19 protein-coding genes are annotated in these 18639 nt (G+C 73.6%); 6 read left to right on the top strand and 13 right to left on the bottom strand.

What is annotated here, in order from left to right:
• Nucleotides 1-4: 4 nt before the first annotated feature.
• The 6 genes from ACFQ8Y_RS01100 to ACFQ8Y_RS01075 form a co-directional block, all read right to left on the bottom strand.
• Complete coding sequence (locus ACFQ8Y_RS01100; protein ID WP_430584324.1) at nucleotides 5-1282, bottom strand: DUF3500 domain-containing protein; 1278 nt, start codon at nucleotides 1280-1282, stop codon at nucleotides 5-7.
• A complete protein-coding gene (locus ACFQ8Y_RS01095) occupies nucleotides 1279-2154 on the bottom strand; it encodes an ATP-binding cassette domain-containing protein (protein ID WP_430584323.1) in 876 nt (291 codons plus the stop codon). The genes ACFQ8Y_RS01100 and ACFQ8Y_RS01095 overlap by 4 nt, the downstream gene beginning before the upstream one ends.
• The gene (locus ACFQ8Y_RS01090; protein WP_430549197.1) at nucleotides 2151-4025 is read right to left on the bottom strand and encodes a dipeptide/oligopeptide/nickel ABC transporter permease/ATP-binding protein; all 1875 of its coding nucleotides are present in this window, start codon (nucleotides 4023-4025) and stop codon (nucleotides 2151-2153) included. The genes ACFQ8Y_RS01095 and ACFQ8Y_RS01090 overlap by 4 nt, the downstream gene beginning before the upstream one ends.
• Nucleotides 4022-4966 (bottom strand): ABC transporter permease, encoded by a 945-nt coding sequence (locus ACFQ8Y_RS01085; protein WP_430584322.1) that lies wholly within the window; start codon nucleotides 4964-4966, stop codon nucleotides 4022-4024. Before ACFQ8Y_RS01085 ends, ACFQ8Y_RS01090 begins: the two co-directional genes overlap by 4 nt.
• Before the next feature lies 1 nt (nucleotide 4967).
• Nucleotides 4968-6566 (bottom strand): ABC transporter substrate-binding protein, encoded by a 1599-nt coding sequence (locus ACFQ8Y_RS01080; protein WP_430584321.1) that lies wholly within the window; start codon nucleotides 6564-6566, stop codon nucleotides 4968-4970.
• Nucleotides 6567-6676: 110 nt separating this feature from the next.
• Nucleotides 6677-7723, bottom strand: coding sequence for an amidohydrolase family protein (locus tag ACFQ8Y_RS01075; RefSeq protein ID WP_430584320.1), 1047 nt, complete (start codon nucleotides 7721-7723; stop codon nucleotides 6677-6679).
• A gap of 445 nt (nucleotides 7724-8168) precedes the next feature.
• Here ACFQ8Y_RS01075 and ACFQ8Y_RS01070 point away from each other — a divergent pair, with 445 nt between their 5' ends.
• Genes ACFQ8Y_RS01070 through ACFQ8Y_RS01050 form a run of 5 tightly spaced genes read left to right on the top strand, consistent with a single transcriptional unit; the run spans nucleotide 8169 to nucleotide 12058 of the window.
• Nucleotides 8169-8927 (top strand): dienelactone hydrolase family protein, encoded by a 759-nt coding sequence (locus tag ACFQ8Y_RS01070; RefSeq protein ID WP_430549193.1) that lies wholly within the window; start codon nucleotides 8169-8171, stop codon nucleotides 8925-8927.
• A 41-nt stretch (nucleotides 8928-8968) separates the two neighbouring features.
• Nucleotides 8969-10264 carry an FAD-dependent monooxygenase gene (locus ACFQ8Y_RS01065; protein ID WP_430549192.1) on the top strand — a complete coding sequence of 432 codons (1296 nt, stop codon included), beginning with the start codon at nucleotides 8969-8971 and terminating at the stop codon, nucleotides 10262-10264.
• Between the two features lie 11 nt (nucleotides 10265-10275).
• The gene (locus tag ACFQ8Y_RS01060; RefSeq protein WP_430584319.1) at nucleotides 10276-10791 is read left to right on the top strand and encodes a nuclear transport factor 2 family protein; all 516 of its coding nucleotides are present in this window, start codon (nucleotides 10276-10278) and stop codon (nucleotides 10789-10791) included.
• Nucleotides 10788-11669, top strand: coding sequence for a fumarylacetoacetate hydrolase family protein (locus tag ACFQ8Y_RS01055; RefSeq protein WP_430584318.1), 882 nt, complete (start codon nucleotides 10788-10790; stop codon nucleotides 11667-11669). The genes ACFQ8Y_RS01060 and ACFQ8Y_RS01055 overlap by 4 nt, the downstream gene beginning before the upstream one ends.
• 2 nt (nucleotides 11670-11671) lie before the next feature.
• Nucleotides 11672-12058: a RidA family protein gene (locus ACFQ8Y_RS01050; protein ID WP_430584317.1), complete on the top strand. Its 387-nt coding sequence runs from the start codon at nucleotides 11672-11674 to the stop codon at nucleotides 12056-12058.
• 1 nt (nucleotide 12059) lies between these two features.
• Here the strand turns inward: ACFQ8Y_RS01050 and ACFQ8Y_RS01045 are convergent, their stop codons facing one another.
• The 6 genes from ACFQ8Y_RS01045 to ACFQ8Y_RS01020 form a co-directional block, all read right to left on the bottom strand.
• A complete protein-coding gene (locus ACFQ8Y_RS01045; protein ID WP_430549188.1) occupies nucleotides 12060-12350 on the bottom strand; it encodes a DUF1905 domain-containing protein in 291 nt (96 codons plus the stop codon).
• A 37-nt stretch (nucleotides 12351-12387) separates the two neighbouring features.
• On the bottom strand, nucleotides 12388-14004 hold the full coding sequence (locus ACFQ8Y_RS01040; protein ID WP_430584316.1) for an alpha-amylase family glycosyl hydrolase: 1617 nt from the start codon (nucleotides 14002-14004) through the stop codon (nucleotides 12388-12390).
• 39 nt (nucleotides 14005-14043) lie between these two features.
• On the bottom strand, nucleotides 14044-14793 hold the full coding sequence (locus tag ACFQ8Y_RS01035) for a VIT family protein (protein WP_430584315.1): 750 nt from the start codon (nucleotides 14791-14793) through the stop codon (nucleotides 14044-14046).
• A 71-nt stretch (nucleotides 14794-14864) separates the two neighbouring features.
• Nucleotides 14865-15782: a cation diffusion facilitator family transporter gene (locus ACFQ8Y_RS01030; protein WP_430549185.1), complete on the bottom strand. Its 918-nt coding sequence runs from the start codon at nucleotides 15780-15782 to the stop codon at nucleotides 14865-14867.
• A complete protein-coding gene (locus ACFQ8Y_RS01025) occupies nucleotides 15779-16150 on the bottom strand; it encodes an ArsR/SmtB family transcription factor (protein ID WP_430549184.1) in 372 nt (123 codons plus the stop codon). Before ACFQ8Y_RS01025 ends, ACFQ8Y_RS01030 begins: the two co-directional genes overlap by 4 nt.
• A gap of 132 nt (nucleotides 16151-16282) precedes the next feature.
• Nucleotides 16283-17245, bottom strand: a complete 963-nt coding sequence (locus ACFQ8Y_RS01020) for an oxidoreductase (protein ID WP_430584314.1) — start codon at nucleotides 17243-17245, stop codon at nucleotides 16283-16285.
• A gap of 98 nt (nucleotides 17246-17343) precedes the next feature.
• Between ACFQ8Y_RS01020 and ACFQ8Y_RS01015 the strand changes: the two genes are divergently transcribed.
• The gene (locus tag ACFQ8Y_RS01015) at nucleotides 17344-17997 is read left to right on the top strand and encodes a DNA-binding response regulator (protein WP_430564709.1); all 654 of its coding nucleotides are present in this window, start codon (nucleotides 17344-17346) and stop codon (nucleotides 17995-17997) included.
• 7 nt (nucleotides 17998-18004) lie between these two features.
• Here ACFQ8Y_RS01015 and ACFQ8Y_RS01010 read toward each other — a convergent pair whose 3' ends face one another.
• Nucleotides 18005-18586, bottom strand: a complete 582-nt coding sequence (locus ACFQ8Y_RS01010; RefSeq protein ID WP_430549181.1) for a dihydrofolate reductase family protein — start codon at nucleotides 18584-18586, stop codon at nucleotides 18005-18007.
• Between the last annotated feature and the right edge of the window lie 53 nt (nucleotides 18587-18639).

The following is an 18639-nucleotide window of genomic DNA, read 5'->3' as shown; positions in this document are numbered from 1 at the left end:
CCGATCAGCGCAGGTCCGCCGTCACGTACGCACGGCCGTAGTCGTTGCCGTGCGGCACGCGCAGGGTGGTGTGCACGTGGAAGCGCGCGGGGAGCTGGTTGCTCAGCCACACGCCGGCGTGGTGGTCCAGCTCGGTGAGCACGACGGGGCTGTGCACGCGCAGGTAGAACGGCTGCGTCCCGTCCGTGGCGCCGTACCAGGACACGAAGGTCTCGGCGCGGTGCGCGTCGACGTCGGCCATCGTCAGTGCGCGCTGCGGGGCGGCGAGCAGCAGGAACGCGTCCTCCACGATCGCCCGCAGCGTGGCCCACTGGTCGTCGTCGAGGTCGGAGGCGCGCAGGCCCTCGTACGGCACGACCCGGTTGTCGCGGAAGGCGCCGGCGACGTGCCGCTCGTCGGCGGGGTGCAGCCGTCCCGGCGGCATCGCCGGGTCCAGCACGGACGCGTAGACCACGGCCCCGGCGCGCTGCCCGGGGGTCCACGACGACGCGAGCTCCAGCGCGAGCCGCTGCCGTGCCGCGAACAGCGGGGGGCGGGCGCCGTCGGACTCCGCGGGCTCGGCCCCGAGAAACACCGGCGCGACGACGTGCCGACCCGCCACGGACACGAAGCTCACGGCCACGTGGTGGCCGAAGAGCTGCCAGCCCCACGCGCCGTCGGGCGAGGGCTCGCCGAAGAGCGCCACCCAGTAGCTGCGCTCGTTCATGAGGACGGGCAGGCCCACCAGGTCGCCGAGGAACGCGTTGAGGCCCATCGCCTCGCGGACGCGGGCGTAGCCCTCCGGGCTGAGCGACGCCTCGACCATCGCCAGGGCGGCGTCGACCGTCTCGGCGGGGAGCTCCTCCAGCCGGAGCCCCGTGCGGTGGATGACGAACTCCGGGTTGCTCCACGCCCGCCACTCGCGGGCGTCGACCGGATACGTGACGGCGTCCCGCTGCGCGTCGTCGAGCAGGCCCCGGAAGCGTCGCGCGGCCGCGGAGGGCGCGGGGTCGACGTCGACCACGGGCTCGAGGCGGTGCACGTCGCGGACCGTGCCGTCGGTGGTGACGCCGACCAACGGCTCGTCGTACAGCGCCCGCCACGACGCCAGCAGCTCCTGCACGAAGCCGGGCTCGCGCTTGCGGGCCGAGAACTCCTCGTAGCCGAGGCTGCGCCACTGCGCGAGCACCGGGTCGTCGAGGCGGTACAGGTGGTCGCGGTAGCTCTCCGTGCCGAACGTGGGCGCGTCGCCGCCCGTCGTGACGCGGGCGGTGGAGAAGAAGTCGTCGAGCTGCTCGGTCATGCCGCCTCCTGGGACAGGTCCTGGGCCGCCGCGGACCGGCGCGCGGCGCGCTCGGCACGCCGCTCCTCCCGGCCGTCGGGGTGCGACGACGGGCTCGCCGCGAGCAGGGCCCGGGTGTACTCGTGCCGCGGGCGGTCGAGCACCTGCCGCGTCTCGCCCTGCTCCACGAGCTCCCCGCCGCGCAGCACGCCGACGCGGTGCGCGACGTGCCGCACGACGCCGAGGTCGTGCGTGATGAACAGGTAGCTGACGCCGCTCGCGGCCTGCAGGTCGGTGAGCAGCGTGAGGATCTGGGCCTGCGTGGACAGGTCGAGGGCGCTGACCGCCTCGTCGCACACCACGAGCCGCGGCCCCAGCACCAGCGCCCGCGCGATGGCGACGCGCTGCAGCTGCCCGCCGGACAGCTGGGACGGGTACCGGGCCAGGTGGCCGGTCGTGAGGCCCACCTGCTCGAACGCCTCGGCGGCACGACGCCGCCGCTCGTCGCGGTCGCCGAGCCCGTGCCGGGCGAGGGTCTCGGTGAGGGCCCGGCCTACCCGGTGGCGCGGGTTCAACGACGCCGCCGGGTCCTGGTAGACCGCCTGGACGTCGCGACGGTAGGAGAGCGGGGTGCGCCGCCCCAGCGCGGCCACGTCCCGGCCGTCGACGAGGACCTGGCCGCCGCTGACGTCCGCCAGGCGCAGGATGGCGCGGCCGGTCGTGCTCTTGCCCGAGCCGGACTCGCCGACCAGCCCGTACGTCTCGCCGGCCGCGATGGTGAAGCTGACGCCCTGCACGACCGTCAGGGTGCGGCGTCGCCACCCCGCCGCACCCGCGACGTCGTAGTCCACGCGCAGGTCTCGGACGTCGAGCAGGGGCTGGGAGTCGTTCACGCGATCACTTCCACGTCGTGGTCGGCCGTCGGGTGCGCGGCGAGCAGCGCCGCGGTGTACGGGTGCTGCGGCTGGTCGAAGAGCGCGACGACGCCGGCCACCTCGACCAGCTCGCCGCGGTACAGCACGGCCACGCGGTCGCAGGTCTCGGCCGCGACGCCCAGGTCGTGCGTGATGTTGACGATCGCCATGCCGAGTCGGTCGCGCAGGTCCAGCACGAGGTCGAGCACCTGGCTCTGCGTCGTGACGTCGAGGGCCGACGTCGCCTCGTCGAGGATGAGCAGGTCCGGCTCGCCGGCCAGCGCGATGGCGATCGCGACGCGCTGCGCCATGCCGCCCGAGAACTGGTACGGGTACTGGTCGAGCCGTCGCTGCACGTCGTTCACGCCGACGAGGTCGAGCAGCTCGGCCGCCCGGGCCCGCGCGTCGCGCCTCGACAGCGGGTGGTGCGCGCGCAGCACGTCGACGAGCTGACGACCCACCGTGTGCACGGGGGAGAGGTTGGCCTGCGGGTTCTGCAGCACGACGCCGAGCCCGGTGCCGCGCACGGCGCGCAGCTCGCGCTCCGTGCAGCCCGCCAGCTCGGTGCCGTTCAGCCGGACCGACCCCTCGGCCAGCCGCACGCCCGGCGGCAGCAGCCCCAGCACCGCCTTCGCGAGCATCGACTTGCCCGAGCCGGACTCGCCCAGCAGGCCGAGGATCTCGCCGCGGCGCACCCGCAGCGAGACGTCGTGCACGAGGGTGACGGTCGTGCCGTCCGGACGGTCCGCGACGATCGTCGCGCCGCGCACGTCGAGCACGGTGTCTGCGGCGGCCTCGAGGTCGTCGTCGGGCGCGGCGACGGACGGTGCGGCCGCGGGAGCGGGCCCGACGGGCGCGGCGTCCTGGGACCACCCGGCCGCCCCTGCCGCACGGACCTCGGCGAGCGTGGGTGACGCGGGCGGGCGCAGGCGGCCGAGCAGCGCGGTGCGCCGGCGGCCGGTCGTCCGACGGCCCGACAGCGCGTCGTTGATGCCGTCGCCGAGCAGGTTGAACGCGAGCACGGTGAGCAGGATCGCGAGGCCGGGGGCCACGGCCATGAGCGGCCGATCGGCCTGGTGCTCGGCGGCGGCGCCGAGCATGCCGCCCCACGACGGCTGGTCGTCGCCCAGCCCGAGGCCGAGGAACGACAGCGCCGCCTCGACCTTGATCGCGGAGCCGAGGAAGACGGCGGCCTGCACGGCGAGCGGGCCGGCGAGGTTGGGCAGCACCTGGCCGAACACGATCTGCCGCTCGCGCAGCCCGGACACGTGCGCCGACTCGACGTACAGCTTCTTGCGCTCGGTGAGCGTGATGGCGCGCGTCATGCGGGCGAAGTTCATGCAGAACACCAGCCCGATGGCGAGCACCAGCACCGCCATGCCGCGGCCCAGGACCGCGATGACGACGAAGCCGACCATGAGGCCGGGCAGGGCGTCGGCGATGTCGAGCCCGCGCGAGCCGATCCGGTCGTACCAGCCGCCCTTGTACCCGAGCAGGAGGCCGACGGGCACGCCGATGAGCATCGCGACGAGCACCGAGCCGCCGGCCACGACCAGCGCGGTGCGGGCGCCGTAGATCAGTTGGCTCAGCAGGTCCTGCCCGAGGTCGGCGGTGCCGAGCGGGTGGTCCGCCGTCGGGCCGGAGAGGGGCGCGTCGAAGTCCGTGGCCGCCGGCGCGTAGGGCGCGAGCAGGGGCGCGGCGACCGCGACGACGACGAGGACGGCGACCACGACGACGGCGAACAGCGTCGACGGCTGGCGCCGCAGCCGGTGCCACGCCTGGGCGACGCCGCGCGCCTGCGCGCCGGCGGGGGACCGGTCGGCGGGGTCGAGGATGACGGCGTTGCTCACTGGGGCCTCGCTTGCGGGTTGATGAGTCCGTAGCAGATGTCGATCACGAGGTTGACGACGATCACGAGCGTCGCGGTGACGAGCACGACGCCCTGCACGACGGGGAAGTCCTGCCCGATGACGCTGGTGAGCATGAGGCTGCCGAGCCCGGGCAGCGCGAACACCTTCTCGACGACGAAGCTGACGCCGATGAGGATGGCGAAGGTGACGCCCGTCGACGCCAGCACCGGTACGAGCGCGTTCTTCACGCCGTAGCGCGCGATCTGCGTGCGGCGGGGCACGCCCGCCGCGGTGAGCGTGTCGGCGTACGGCGCCGCCATCGAGGTGACCATCGCGGCCCGCGTCTGGCGGGCGATGATCGCCCCGCCCGTGACGCCCAGGGCGAGCGACGGCAGGACGAGGCCGCGGAGCCAGGCGAGCGGGTCCGCCGTCAGCGGCGTCCACGCGACGATCGGCACCCAGCCGAGCTGCACCGCGAAGAGAGTCGTGAGGAGCAGCCCGAGCCAGAACTCGGGGATCGCGAGCCCGAGCACGGTGCCGCCCGTGACCAGCCGGTCCGCGAGGGTGCCGGGGCGGGTGCCGGTGAACACCCCGGCCCCCACGCCCAGCACCAGCGCCACGACGATGCCGCCCGCCACCACCGACAGGGTGGCCGGGAGCCGCTGCGCGAGCAGGTCGGTCACCGGCATCCCCGCGCGGAACGACGTCCCGAGGTCCCCGGTGAGCATCGCGCCGAACCACTCGACGAACCGCTCGAGCGGCGGCCGGTCGAGGCCCAGCTGGGCCTCGACGTGGGCGATGGCCTCGGGCGTCGCGGACGTGCCGAGCATCGCGGCGGCGGGGCTGCCGGGCACGAGGTACGTCAGCGAGAACACCAGGATCGAGATGACCAGGAGCTGCGGGACGGCGAACAGCAGCCGGTAGGCGACGAGCTTGTCCATCTCAGCTCGCCGGGCGCAGCGCGCGGTAGTTCACGAGGTTGGTCTCCCACGGCTGCGTGGGCGCCTCGACGTCCGTCACGGTGGTCGTGTTCCAGGCGATCAGCTCCTCGCCGGCCACGTGGGCGCAGGTCAGGGCCTCGTCGGAGATGATCTTGGTGACCTCCGCCCACAGGGCGTCCGCCTCGTCGCCGGTGCCGGCCGCGATGGCGGCGTCGGCGGCGGCCTTGAGCTCGTCGCTCTCGACGCCGGACGGGTTGCCCGGCGCGTCGGCGGCGAACCACGCCCGGTACCAGTCGAAGGGCGTCAGCTCGTCGTTGCCGCCGAGCCCGAGCGGGTACTTGCCGCTGTTCCACTCGGAGAAGTACTGGGGCGGCGGGGCGCTCTGCACGGTGACCTTCATGCCGATCTCGCCCATCTGCTCGGCGTAGACCTTCATCTGGTTCTCGTTGAACACGGTGGCGAGCATGTCGGCGTCGACGGGCGGGTTGCCGGCGGAGTCGTACAGCTCCTGCGCCTTCGCGGCGTCGTGCGTGTACCCGGCGATGTCCGGGTTGTAGCCCTGCTCGCCCTCCGCGAAGTGCTGCGTGCGGACCGTCCAGTCCGGCTCGAGCTTCGCCAGCACCTCGGTGTCGATGGCGGTGCACGCGGCCTGGCGCACGGCCACGTCCTCGAACATCCCGCCCGGGCCGCGGTCGAAGAAGATCGGGTTGTTCCGGATGGCGGGGTACGACAGGCGGTCGACGCCGGGCGTGCCGTCCAGGGTGGTGAACTGGTTGGTCTCGGTGTCGGTGATGTCGATCTCGCCGTTGCCCAGCGCCGCGGAGGCCGCGTTGTCCTCCGGGATCGCGACGAGCTGCACGGTCTCGAAGCCCACCGGGTCGCCCCAGTAGTCCTCGGCGGGGCCGAAGACGAGGCGCGTGCCGGGCACGGAGGCGGCCTCGTCGTAGGCCCAGGGGCCGGTCCCGACGGGGACCTGGGCGATGGTGCCGGCCTCGATCGCCTTGGGGCTCGCCATCGGCGCCGCCCGGGTGGTCAGCGTGGTGAGGAGCGACGGCGTCGGCTCGCTGAGGTTGAGCCGCACCGTCTGCGCGTCGACCACGTCGATCGACGAGATCACCTGGAACGGCCCGGCGTACGGCCCGGGGGTGCCCTTCACGGTCTCGAGGTTGACCTTGACGGCCTCCGCGTCGAACGGCGTGCCGTCGTGGAACGTGACGTCGTCGCGCAGGGTGAGCGTGAGCGCGTCGTCGGTCTGCTCCCACGTCGTGGCGAGGACGGGCTCGATCTCGCCGTCCGCGCCGAGCGCGACCAGGTTCTCGTAGGGGATGCGCAGGAACCCGGCCTCCATCTCGGCGCCGGGGGCCCAGCTCTCGGGGAAGCCGCCCCAGTTGACCCGCAGGACGGAGCCGGGCACGGGGCCCGAGCCGGCGCTCGCGGCGGGAGAGGCGCCGGGGTCCTCGGCGGCGCCGCCGCCGGAGGTGCAGGCGGTGAGGCCCAGCGCGAGGATCGCCGCGGTGGCCAGGCCCCGCACCAGGAAGGCGGGCCTCGGGTGCGACGTCGGTGCGGACTTCGGCAGGGGCCTTGGCGTGGACATCGACATGGTGGGGGCGCCTCCTTGCGCCGGCATGCACGGGTTCGAGGGGAGGCCGAGGCGGGGGCACCGGCGCTGGCGCCGGGCCCCCTCTCGGGCTGTCGGGTCGGGTCTTCGGGTCAGAGGGGGAGGTTGAACAGGCGGGCGGCGTTGCCCGAGAGCACGAGCTCGCGCTCGGCGTCGGTGATCTCCAGCTCGTTCTTGACGAACTCGACGCCCTGGCTCATCCAGCCGTAGAACACGGGGAACGAGGACCCGAACAGGTAGTGGTCGGCGCCGCCGATCGCGATCGCCGCCTCCACCTGCTGCTTGCCCCACGAGTGGGGGTGGGTCATGTCGAAGAAGAGGTTGTTGTCGAGGTAGCTCTTGATCTTGTCGCCACCCGTCGGGTCGAGGCGGGTGAGCGACTCCGCCTTGTTCGACGCGTGCGGCATGAGCAGCGCCTGGTTCGCGAACCAGTTGCCGCCGAACATGGTGTGGATGAAGCGCAGCCCGGGCATGCGGTCGAACATGCCGCTGAACAGCTCGCGCCCGACGGCGGTGGCCTGGTCGACGATGCGGCCGTACTCGCGGCGCAGGTTGGTGTAGTCGACCACCGACCGCCACTCGACCGGCAGGGGAGTGTGGTGGGCGATGACGGGGATGTCGAGCTTCTCGATCTCGCGCAGGTAGGGCTCGAAGACCGGGTCGTCCAGGTAGAGCTGCCCGTAGTGGCAGGCGAGCTGGACGCCGACGGCGCCGAGGTCGATGCAGCGCTTGAGCTCGTCGATGTTCTCCTTGCCGCCCCACGGCGGCACGCAGGCGGTGAAGAACAGCCGCCCGTTCGACCGCTTGACGATGTCGGCCGCGTTGTCGTTGACGGCCTTGCAGGTCTCGAGGTCGAGCCACTCCTGCCAGACGGGCACGCGCATGACGCCGTAGTCCACGCCGGCGTCGTCCATCGCGGCGAGCTTCGCCTCGGCGGAGTAGTCGCCCTCGACGTAGTTGAGGTTCTGGTGGCCGGCGGGCTTCTCCAGGATGAGGTGCTTCTTGCCGCTGGCCATCGTCTCGACGCGGGCGATCTCCCCGAAGCCGCGCGGGGCGCTGTTCAGGAAGCCGTTCAGGATCTTCTCGTTGGTGAACAGGTCCTCGGGCAGGTGGTGGATGTTGATGTCGACGACGGTCATGTCGCTGGCTGCTCCCGTCTAGCGGTCGTTCCCTGAAGCACATCGGCGTGCGACCCGCACCGGCGCGGTGGGCTCTTGCGTTCAGGAGGTTCGCACGGCGCTCGCAGCATCGCGGGCGTCGTGCCTGTGGTACTCATGAGCGACCCGACGGACCGTCAGATCGTGTGAGAAATCATATGCAGATCCGTCGAGGCGGATCAACCCCCTGAGGCGCGGAGTCGCCGGGTGAAGGTCGTGAGACGCCTGCGTTCCTGCCGTTGAGGGGCGCGAAGTTCCCTGCCGTGACCCACATTTCTGAGCTTTGGCCGTCGTTCCACACTTGAAATCGTGTAGGAAGTGTTCCTACGATCGGCGCACGCTTCACCGTCGAGCGAGGACCCGCACCGCTGCGGGCCGTCCGCCTCCTCGACCCCTCCCGGACGACGAGGCCCCAGGAAGGCACCCGATGAACGACCTGATCGCACGCGACGTCGAGTACTCCCACGACGGCACCCGCATGATCGGCGCGCTGCGCGCGCCCGCCGGCGGGGAGGCGGCGCCCGGCGTGCTGCTCCTGCACGACGCCTTCGGCCTGAGCGACGACATGCTCGCGGTCGCCGAGCGGCTGGCCGGGCTCGGGTACGCCGTCCTCGCCGCCGACGTCTGGGGGGAGCGGGCCCGCCCGCGCACGCAGGACGAGATCGGGCCGCTCATCGGCGCCATGGTCGCGGACCGGGCGCGCTGGGCGGCGCGGGTCGCGGCGGCCCACGAGACCGCGGCCGAGCAGCCCGAGATCGACGATGACGCGATCGTCGCCCTCGGGTACTGCTTCGGCGGCTCCTCGGCGCTCGAGCACCTGCGCACCGGCGGCGCGGTGCGCGGCGTGGTGAGCGTGCACGGAGGCCTGGACCTGCTCGACCCCGACGCCGGCTGGGGCGCGTGCGATCCCACGGTCCGGGTGCTGCTGTGCACCGGCGACCAGGACCCCATGGCCACCGCCGCGCAGCGCGACGCCCTGCAGCGGGCCATGACCGGCGCGGGCCTCGACTGGGAGACCGACCTCTACAGCGGCACCCGGCACGCCTTCACCAGCCCGCACGCCCGCTTCTCCCCGACGCCCGAGGCGGTCGCGTACCACCCGCGCAACGCGGAGCGCGCCTGGGTCGCCACGACCCGCTTCCTGCGCGAGCTCGCCCACGACCTGAGCCCCGCCGTCGTCGGCTGACGCCGCGGCCCCGAACCACCCCACCAGAGACGAGGACGTCCATGCCAGATCCCCAGCTCGACATCGCCATCGTGGGCGCCGGCCCCGCCGGCCTGGCCGCCGCGCTGCGGCTGCACCAGCGCGGGTTCCGCCCGCGCATCTACGAGACCGTGGCGGAGCTCCGTCCGCTCGGCGTCGGCATCGACGTCAAGGTGTACGGCACCAAGGAGCTCGAGGAGCTCGGGCTGCTCGAGGAGTTCCGGGCCATCTCCGTCGACGCGCGCGACTCGATCTTCTACAACAACCACGGCCAGGAGATCTACGCCGAGCGCTGCGGCGTGCACATGGGCTACCTGCACGAGCAGCGGTTCGTGCACCGCGGCCGCCTCCAGATGCTGCTGTACCGCACGGTGCTCGAGCGGCTCGGCCCGGACTCCGTGGTGCAGGGCGTGCGGACCCTCGGCTACGCGCAGGACGGCGACGGCGTCACGCTCGACGTCGAGCGCGCCGACGGCTCGCGCGGCGAGGTCCGCGCCGACGTCGTGGTGGCCGCCGACGGCATCAACTCGGTGGTGCGGCGGCAGATGCACCCCGAGAGCGCCGAGCCGCACTACTCCGGCATCACCATGTACCGCGGCACCACGCTCATGGAGCCGTACCGCGACGGGCACACGATCCTGCACATCGGCGCCCCGCAGATCGCGACGATGATCGTGTACCCGATCGCCGACGACTTCGAGGGCACGGGCAGGACCCTGGTCAACTGGGTGGTGGAGCGCGAGCGCGACGAGACGGTCGAGGACTGGAACGCCGTCGGCGACGTCGCCGAGATCGTGCCGCTGTTCGACACGGTGAAGCTGCCGTTCCTCGACGTGCAGCAGATGCTGCGCGACGCCCGCGAGGTGTACCTGTTCCCGCTGATCCGGCACGACCCGCTGGAGAGCTGGACCGACGGGCGCGTGGTGCTGGTCGGCGACGCCGCCCACGCCATGTACCCGCGCGGCGGCAACGGCGCCTGCCAGGCGATCGTCGACGGCGCCGTGCTCGCCGAGAAGCTCGCCACGATCGACGACCCGGTCGCCGCGCTCAAGGCGTTCGAGGCCGAGCGGCTCGCCAAGGTCAACGGCATGGTCATGGCGCACCGTGGCGAGGGGTACGAGGTGATCCGCCGGATCGTCGCCGACCGCACGCGGTGCGAGCCGTTCGAGGACATCGAGGCGGTGCTGCCGCTGGCCGAGGCCGACGAGATCTTCTCGAAGTACCACGCGATGGTCGGCCAGCCGCGGCCCGGCTTCGAGGCCGGCGAGACCACCGGCTTCCGCACCGACCACGCGCTGACCGCCGCCCGGCCGGCCTGAGGAGGACCGCCATGCCCCACGACAACCACCCTGCGCCCAGTCCTGCGACAAGCCCTGCGCCCAGCGGGGTGACCGTGGCCGACGCCGCGAGCCGCGCCGAGATCCTCGCCCTGGAGGAGCGCCGTCGGGACGCCCTGGTCGCCGGGGACGTCGACGCCCTGGACGCGATGTTCGACGACGCCCTCGTGCACGTGCACGCCCCCGGGCTGGTGCACACCAAGGCGCAGCTCCTGGAGCACGTCGCCACGCGGCGCGCGTACGTCGACGTCGTGCGCGACGACCTCCTGGTGCGCCTCGTCGGGGACGTCGGCGTCGTCACCGGGCGCATCGTCAACCACATGCGGGGGCCGGACGGCGCGCCCCGGGTGCTCGCCGGCGTCGTCACCCAGGTCGTCGTGCGCGGCGACGACGGCGCCTGGCGGTTCGTCAGCTTCCAGATGACACCCGACGGCGAGCAGGTGTGGGGCGCGCTGCCCTCGGAGCAGCAGGCGCCCGCCGAGGACACGAAGGACGGGAACGACAGATGAAGATCGCACGGTTCCGGCTCGGGGAAGGCCCCGTCCGGCTGGGGCGGGTGGACGGCGACGCCGCCGACCCCGGCTCGCTCACGGTCACCGACGTCTCCGCCGTCGCGGGCACGTCGCTGCGCGCGATCCTGCCGGACCTCGGCGCGCGCCGCGACGCGGTCGCCGGGGCGGCGGGGGAGCGGCACGCGCTGTCCGACGTCGTGCTCGAGGCGCCGGTGGACGACCCGCAGAAGTACCTCGGCATCGGCATGAACTACGCCGCGCACGCCGAGGAGGCGCGGCAGGCGGGCATCCCGGTGCCCACCAGCCAGCTGTGGTTCAACAAGCAGGTCTCGTGCATCGTCGGGCCGCACGCCGGCATCGTGAAGCCCGCCGTCTCCGACGAGCTGGACTACGAGATCGAGCTCGCCGTCGTGATCGGGAGGCGGTGCAGGCACGTCCCGGTGGACGACGCGCGGTCGGTGATCGCCGGCTACACGGTGGCGAACGACGTCTCCGTGCGGGACTGGCTGCAAAAGCGGTCGCCCACGTTCACGCTGGGCAAGTCGTTCGACACGCACGGCCCGCTCGGCCCGTGGCTCACCACGGACGACGAGGTGGCCGACCCGCTCGACCTGGGGATGCGGCTCACCGTGAACGGCGAGGTGCGCCAGGACTGGCGCACCGACGACATGATCCACGACCTCTACGAGCAGATCGCCTACCTCACGCAGGTGATGACGCTCGAGCCGGGCGACGTGCTGGCCACCGGCACGCCGTCGGGGATCGGCGCGCCCACCGGCCGCTTCCTCAAGGTCGGCGACGTCGTGCGCGCCGAGATCGAGGGCCTGGGCGCCCTCGAGAACACCGTCGTCGCCGAGCCGGAGCGGGAGGCCTGACGGTGGGCCGCCGCACGACCGTGGACGTGCCCGGGTTCGCGCACGCGAACCCGGTGCCGGTGGCGAGCCGGATCGGTCCGTTCCTCGCCACCGGCGCGCTCACGGGCCGCGACCCGGGCACGCGGGAGATGCCGGAAGGCCTCGACGCGCAGTGCGCCAACGCCTTCCGGAACGTGCGCGCCGTGCTCGCGGCGGCGGGCGGCGGCCCGGGCGACGTCCTCAAGCTGACGGTGCACCTCGCCGACCCCGCCGACCGGGAAGCCCTCAACCGCGAGTGGACGGCGCTGTTTCCCGACCCGGCGGACCGGCCGGCGCGTCAGGTCGTCGCCGCCACGCTCGGCGGCGGCGCGCTGGTGCACGTCGACCTGCTCGCCGTCCTCCCCGGATGACTCAGACGCCGTCGAGCGTCAGGCGCAGGACGACCTCGTCGCCGTCGTCCACGCCCTCGGGCCGGCGCACGGCGTCCTTGAGCGGGACGAGGTAGCCGCCGTCCTTCGGGAACAGGGACGTGGTGAACGTCGTCGCGCCCAGGCGGCCCGTCACGGGGATCACGCCCCAGCCGTAGGTGACCAGAGGCGCGACCGCCGCGATCTGCTCCGCCTCGGCGTCGGGCACCGCGACGTAGTAGTACGGCGCCGGGCCGCGCCACTGGAACACCTCGCCGCGCACCTCGAGCTCCATGCGCCCAGGGTGCCGCGACCTCCTGACACGGACCAGCTCACGCGAGGTCGAGGACGGCGTACCCGTGACCGTCGAGGTGCACGACGTCGCCCTCGACGCGGTGCCCCCGGACCTCGATCTCGCGCGCACGGGCCGCCCCGGGCACCGCGACCGACACGGCGGCGCGGCCCGGGTTGAGCACGACGGCGAGCGTGCCGCCGCGCACGTACGCGAACGGGTAGCCGGTGGCCAGCACGTCGACGTCGGCGGCGGCGTCGAGCCGCGGGTCCGCCGTGCGCAGGTGCGCGAGGCGGCGCACCAGGTGCAGCACCGAGCCCTCGTCGTCGAGCTGGGCGGCCACGGTCGGGCGGTCGGGGTCCGGGTCCTGGGGCAGGTAGCGCGACTCCGCGACGTCGGGGCCGAGCCGCCCGGCCGGCACGTCGCCCCACTGCATCGGGGTGCGCGAGCCCGCCCGGTCGTAGGTCGGGTTGAGGCGCGAGCCCTCGAGCGTGGGGGTGTCGGGGACGAAGCGCATGCCGATCTCGTCGCCGTAGTAGACCGACGGCATCGACGGCCAGGTGAGGGTGAGGACGAGGGCCGCACGAGCCTGCTCGGCGTCGCGCGCCCCGGCCACCAGCCGCGTGAAGTCGTGGTTCGACGTCGGCAGGCCGGTGAGCCCGCCACGCCCGGCGGCCGCGATGGCCCCGGTGGCCTCCTCCCAGGCGCGGACGAACGTGCCCGCGTCGCCCTGCGCCTCGGCGTCGGCCCAGCTCGGCACCTCGCCCCACGACGGCTGCACCGTGCCGGCGCCGTTGTTCCACAGCGAGCGCAGCGGCAGGCCGTCGTCGTCGCCCCCGAACTGCAGGAAGAAGTCGGCGTGGAAGCCCGACGGCACGGAGACGCGCGGGTCGCCCCACTCGCTGATCAGCACGCGGCCCGGGTAGGTCGCGTCGAGCCAGTCGCGGTTCTCGCGCCACAGGCGGCCGGTCTCGACGAGTCCCGGGTCGTCCTTGACGAGCGACGCCGCCATGTCGACGCGGAACCCGGCGACGCCGAGGTCGAACCAGTGCGCCATGATCTCGCGCAGGGCGGCGCGGTTGGCCTGCGGGCCGGCGGCGTCGACCGGGCTGCGCCACGGCTCGTCGGGGTCCTGGCGCGCGTAGCCGAAGTTGAGCGCCGGCTGCACGGGGAAGAAGTTGGGCAGGTAGAACCCGCCGCGGCGGCCCGGGCCGGGCTCGAAGCCGTCGACGGGGGCGTCGCTCCACACGTACCGGTCGTCGCCGGGGTCGTCCGCCGACGCCGTGAACCACGGGTGCTGGTCGGACGTGTGCCCGGCGACGAGGTCGAGCAGCACGGAGATGCCCCGCCGGCCGGCCTCCTCGGTGAGCTCCGCCAAGTCGTCGTTGGTGCCGTAGCGGGGCGCGATCGTGAGGAAGTCGGCGACGTCGTAGCCGGCGTCGGCGAACGGGGACACGAAGCACGGGTCGAGCCACACGGCGCCCACGCCGAGCCACCGCAGGTAGTCGAGCCGGGCGGTGATCCCGGGGAGGTCGCCGATCCCGTCGCCGTTCCCGTCGGCGAAGCTCTGCGGGTAGAGCTGGTACAGCACGGTCCGCCCGAGGCGCGGGGCGAGGTCGGTGGCGGCGTGCGGGGACGTGGGCGTGGGGGTCGGCACGGAGGCTCCTTGCGGGTCGGGTACGGGGGCGGGGGCGGGTCAGACGACGCCGGTGGTGCCGAGCAGCGAGCCGAGGGCGAAGGTGACGCCGAGCGCCAGCGCGCCGCCGACCACCACGCGCACCACGGACCGGGAGCGGGACGACCCGCCGATCCACGCGGCGATCGAGCCGGCGGCGCCGAGGGCGGCGAGGACGACGACGAACGTGCCGGCGACCTTCCACGGCTCGGGGATGAGCAGCACGGCCAGCATCGGCAGCACGCCGCCGCACAGGAACGCGAGCAGCGACGCCCAGGCGGCGTGCCAGGGGCTGACGACGTCGTCGGGGTCGATGTTGAGCTCGGCGGACAGGTGGGCGCCGAGGGCGTCGTGGTGGGTGAGCTCGGTGGCGACCTGGCGGGCCGTGCCCTCGCTGAGGCCCTGCTGGCGGTAGAGGCCGACGAGCTCGTCGAACTCCTCGTCCGGCATGGTCGCGAGCTCGTGCTGCTCCTTGGCGATGAGCGCCTTCTCGCTGTCCGACTGGCTGGACACCGACACGTACTCGCCGAGCGCCATCGAGATCGCGCCGCCCACGAGGGCCGCGAGCCCGGCCGTGAGCACGGGCGCCCGCTCCGGCGTCGCGCCGGCGACGCCCACGACGACGGCCGCCACGGAGACGATGCCGTCGTTGGCGCCCAGCACGCCCGCCCGCAACCAGTTCAGCCGCTGGGCGAGGCCGCCGGCGTGCGGCTCGCCTGGGTGGGGCTCGCCAGAGTGGGCGGTCGGGGTGGTGTCGGGGCGGCTGGACATGTGCCCAGCACAGCATCGGTCGGGGGGTGCCGCCAGCACGACGCGCGCCCGGCGCGGCCCGGGCCGGGGGATCAGGCGTGCGTGGGGTGCTCGTGCTCGGGGTGGGTCTCGGGCTCGACCTGGAACGTGGAGTGCTCGACGGCCACGTCGAAGTGGGTGGCCACGCACTCCTGCAGCTCGTCGAGGATGCGGCCGGCGTGCCCGTCGGTGAAGCAGCCCGAGTCGACCACGACGTGCGCCGACAGGATCGGCAGGCCGGTGGCGATGAGGGAGGCGTGCACGTCGTGCACGTCGCGCACGTGCTCCACCTTCAGCAGGTGCGAGCGCACCTCGTCGAGGTCCAGGCCGGGCGGGGTGGACTCCAGCAGCACCGAGCCGGCGGCCCGCAGCAGCTTCACCGCGCGCGGCAGGATGAGGGCCCCGATGAGGAGCGCGGCGACGGCGTCGGCCCGCTGCCAGCCGGTGGTGGCGATGACGATCGCGGCGACGATCACGCCCACCGACCCGAGCGCGTCGTTGAGCACCTCGAGGAACGCGGCCCGCAGGTTGAGGTTGGCGTCGCGGCGGCTCGCCAGGACCGCCATCGAGGCGAGGTTGCCCGCGAGTCCGATGACGCCGAAGACGACGAGCTGCGTAGACGGGATCTCCGGTGGCTCGGCGAGGCGCAGCACCGCCTCCACCAGCACGTACACCCCGACCACCAGCAGCACGGCCGCCTGCGCCAGCGCGGCCAGCACCTCGGCCCGCCGGTAGCCCCAGGTGCGCTGCGGCGACGCCGGCCGCAGGGACAGGTGCGCGGCGAACAGGGCCAGCGCGAGGCCCCCGGCGTCGGTGAGCATGTGGGCGGTGTCGACCAGCAGCGCGAGGCTGCCGGTGAGCCACGCGCCCACGGCCTGCGCCACGAGGATCGTGGCCGTGATGCCGAACGCGATCGCGAGGCGCCCGCGGTGGTCGGCGGCGACCTGCGCGTGGTCGTGGTCGTGGGTCACGCGGCGTCCTGGGAGCCGGTGGGCCCGTGGGCGGCGGGCGTCGCGCACGTGCAGTCCGGGCCGCAGCAGTCCGGGTCGACGACGAGCGCGAGCCGCAGCATGTCGCCGAGCGCGTGCGCGAGGTGCGGGTCGGACAGCCGGTACTCGGTGCGGCGCCCGTCCTGGCGCCCCACGACGAGGCCGCAGCCGCGCAGGCACGCGAGCTGGTTGCTCATCACCTGCTTGGAGACGCCCAGCGTCGCGGCGAGGTCGGAGGGGTAGGCGGGCGCGTCGCGCAGCGCGAGCAGGATGCGTGCGCGGGTGCCGTCCGACAGGGCGTGCCCGAGCCGCGCCAGCGCGGCGGTGTGGGTGAGCGTCACGGTCTCCATGAGCGCGACGGTACATGGTGTCGTGTACTCATGCCAGGCTGCCGCCGGACGACGAGGTGCCGAACAGGCGGTTGTGCACCTTCTGAGACGTCAGAAGGTGCACAACCGCCTGTTCGGCGGTGCTCGGTGGGGTCAGGCGATCGCGTCGAGGACGGCGAGGTCGTCGTCGGTGAGCCGCAGGGCCGCGGCGGCGACGTTCTGCTCCAGGTGCGCGACGCTCCCGGTGCCGGGGATGGCGAGGACGTGCGGCCCTCGGTGCAGGGTCCACGCGAGCCGCACCTGGGTCGGCGTCGCGTCGTGCCGTGCGGCGACGGCGGCCACCTGCTCCGCACCGGTCTCGTCCGGGGTTCCTCCCGGCACCGCCCCGGGAACGGCCGCTCCCATGGAGAAGAACGGCACGAACGCGATGCCGAGCTCGCCGCACCGGGCGAGGAGGCCGTCGTCGGCCCGCTCCGTGAGTCCGTACCGGTTCTGCACGCACACGACGGGCGTGATCTCCAGCGCCTCCTCGAGCTGCTCCGGCAGCACGTTGGAGACGCCGACGTGCCGCACCAGGCCCGCGTCGCGGAGCTCGGCGAGGGCGCCGACGTGCTCGGCCACCGACCCGGGCTCGCGCCCCAGGCCGGTGCCCCAGCGCAGGTTCACGACGTCCAGCTGGTCCAGTCCGAGCTGGCGGATGTTCTCCTCGACCTGGCTGCGCAGCTGGTCGGGCCGCGCGTACGGCTCGAAGGCGCCGTCGCGGGACTGGGAGGCGCCGATCTTCGTGGTGATCACCAGGTCGTCGGCGTAGGGCTGCAGGGCGGCCCCGATCAGCTCGTTCGCGGACCTCGTCGGGAAGAAGTAGAACGCGGCGGTGTCGACGTGGTTCACGCCCAGCTCGACGGCGCGGCGCAGCACGGCGATCGCGTCCTCGCGCGGTCGGGGGGTCGCGGACCCGAAGGAGCCGACGAGCCGCATGGCGCCGAGGCCGAGCCGGTTCACGGTGCGGTCGCCGAGCTGCCAGGTGCCGGCAGCGGCGGCGTCGGGAACGGCGGCGGACACCGTGGTGGGGGTGGTGGCGGTGGTGGTGGTGGTGGCTGTGGTCGAGGTCGTCATGCCGTCCAGCCTCGCCGCGGTCACGCCGGGACGGACGCGGATGGCAGCTTGTTGCCGCCCCTGGCAGGACCTTGCCACCCGGGTGCAGGATCGAGGGCATGCAGACCGGAGAGGCCGTCACGATCGTCCGGGGCGAGGAGGAGCTCCTCGCCCGCACCGCGCACCTGTTCGCCACCGCGACCGACGTGGCGTGCGCCGCCAACGACCTGTTCACCTGGCAGGCGGCGCACCGGGCGGAGGGGCTCGCGGCGGAACGTCCGCCGCGGGGCGCGGCGACCGTCCGCAAGGTCTACCGGTCCGGCGTCCTGCTCGACCCCGTCGCCACCCGGCACCTCAAGCTGCTGCGCGACCGGTACGGCGCGCAGGTGCGCATCACCACCGACGAGATCAACGAGACGATCGTGCTGGACCGCCGGCTCGTGATCCTGGCGGGCGACCTCCAGGCCGGACGCCGCTCCTACAGCGTGATCACGCAGCCCGAGGCGGTGCAGGGCGTCACCTCGTTGTTCGACGCGGCCTGGCGGTCGGCGACCGACCTCGCCGTCTTCGACGCCGGCATCGCCGAGATCCGCGCGATCGCGCCCCAGGTGCTCGACCTGCTCGGTCAGGGCGTCAAGGACGAGACCGCCGCCCGTGCCATGGGGATGGGGGTGCGCACGTACCGCCGCCGCGTCGCCGAGCTGATGGCGGCCCTCGGCGCGGGCTCGCGGTTCCAGGCGGGCGTGCGGGCGCGGGAGCTCGGCCTGGTCTGAGCGGTCCTCAGCCGTGCCGGGTGGGCACGTACACGAGCTCCTGGGTGCGGCCGTCGAGCGTGCGCGTCTCCACGAGCTCGAGGTCGAAGTCCGCGGCCCCGCGGAACAGCGGGTCGACGCCGGTCTGCCCGGTGATCACCGGGAACAGGGTCACCCGGAGCTCGTCGACCAGGCCCGCGGCCATCAGGGCCCGGTTGAGCGACAGGCTGCCGTGCGACCGCAGGGGCACGGGGGACTCCTGCTTGAGCCGGCCGACGACGTCGACCGCGTCGCCGGCGGCGACGGTCGCGCCGCCCGGCCACTCGAGGGGTTCGCGCAGGGTGCTCGACACCACGGTCGCGGGCGTACGGACCATGCGGGTGACCCACGGGTCGCGCACGTCGGAGTCGGCGGTGCCCGCGGCGAGCATCTGCACGAACGCCCGGTACGTGGTGGCGCCGAGGACCATCCGCTGCTCGGTGTCGAACAGGTGGAGCCGGTGCTCGAGCAGCTCGGGTCCCTGCTTGCCCCAGTAGCCGGTCCAGTCGCCGTGCGCGGCGCCGAACCCGTCCAGGCTGGAGAAGACGTCGAACGTGTAGGTCGTGGCCATGGTCAGCTCCTCGGTCGGCAGGCCGCCGCAGTTCTTGAACATGACTGTACGAC

It is taken from the genome of Isoptericola sp. NPDC056605, from assembly GCF_042792795.1.
In the GTDB taxonomy this organism is placed as follows: Bacteria; Actinomycetota; Actinomycetes; order Actinomycetales; family Cellulomonadaceae; genus Isoptericola.
Note: the sequence above shows the minus strand (reverse complement) of the source record. Positions and strands in the feature narration are given on the sequence as shown.

Bases quoted from the DNA above. Each gene is read 5' to 3' on its own strand.
- ACFQ8Y_RS01100 (WP_430584324.1), bottom strand. From the start codon at position 1,282: ATGACCGAGCAGCTCGACGACTTCTTCTCCACCGCCCGCGTCACGACG.
- ACFQ8Y_RS01025 (WP_430549184.1), bottom strand. From the start codon at position 16,150: ATGGAGACCGTGACGCTCACCCACACCGCCGCGCTGGCGCGGCTCGGG.
- ACFQ8Y_RS01010 (WP_430549181.1), bottom strand. From the start codon at position 18,586: ATGGCCACGACCTACACGTTCGACGTCTTCTCCAGCCTGGACGGGTTC.
- ACFQ8Y_RS01075 (WP_430584320.1), bottom strand. From the start codon at position 7,723: ATGACCGTCGTCGACATCAACATCCACCACCTGCCCGAGGACCTGTTC.
- ACFQ8Y_RS01065 (WP_430549192.1), top strand. From the start codon at position 8,969: ATGCCAGATCCCCAGCTCGACATCGCCATCGTGGGCGCCGGCCCCGCC.
- ACFQ8Y_RS01015 (WP_430564709.1), top strand. From the start codon at position 17,344: ATGCAGACCGGAGAGGCCGTCACGATCGTCCGGGGCGAGGAGGAGCTC.
- ACFQ8Y_RS01055 (WP_430584318.1), top strand. From the start codon at position 10,788: ATGAAGATCGCACGGTTCCGGCTCGGGGAAGGCCCCGTCCGGCTGGGG.
- ACFQ8Y_RS01020 (WP_430584314.1), bottom strand. From the start codon at position 17,245: ATGACGACCTCGACCACAGCCACCACCACCACCACCGCCACCACCCCC.
- ACFQ8Y_RS01085 (WP_430584322.1), bottom strand. From the start codon at position 4,966: ATGGACAAGCTCGTCGCCTACCGGCTGCTGTTCGCCGTCCCGCAGCTC.
- ACFQ8Y_RS01080 (WP_430584321.1), bottom strand. From the start codon at position 6,566: ATGTCGATGTCCACGCCAAGGCCCCTGCCGAAGTCCGCACCGACGTCG.
- ACFQ8Y_RS01060 (WP_430584319.1), top strand. From the start codon at position 10,276: ATGCCCCACGACAACCACCCTGCGCCCAGTCCTGCGACAAGCCCTGCG.
- ACFQ8Y_RS01070 (WP_430549193.1), top strand. From the start codon at position 8,169: ATGAACGACCTGATCGCACGCGACGTCGAGTACTCCCACGACGGCACC.
- ACFQ8Y_RS01035 (WP_430584315.1), bottom strand. From the start codon at position 14,793: ATGTCCAGCCGCCCCGACACCACCCCGACCGCCCACTCTGGCGAGCCC.
- ACFQ8Y_RS01045 (WP_430549188.1), bottom strand. From the start codon at position 12,350: ATGGAGCTCGAGGTGCGCGGCGAGGTGTTCCAGTGGCGCGGCCCGGCG.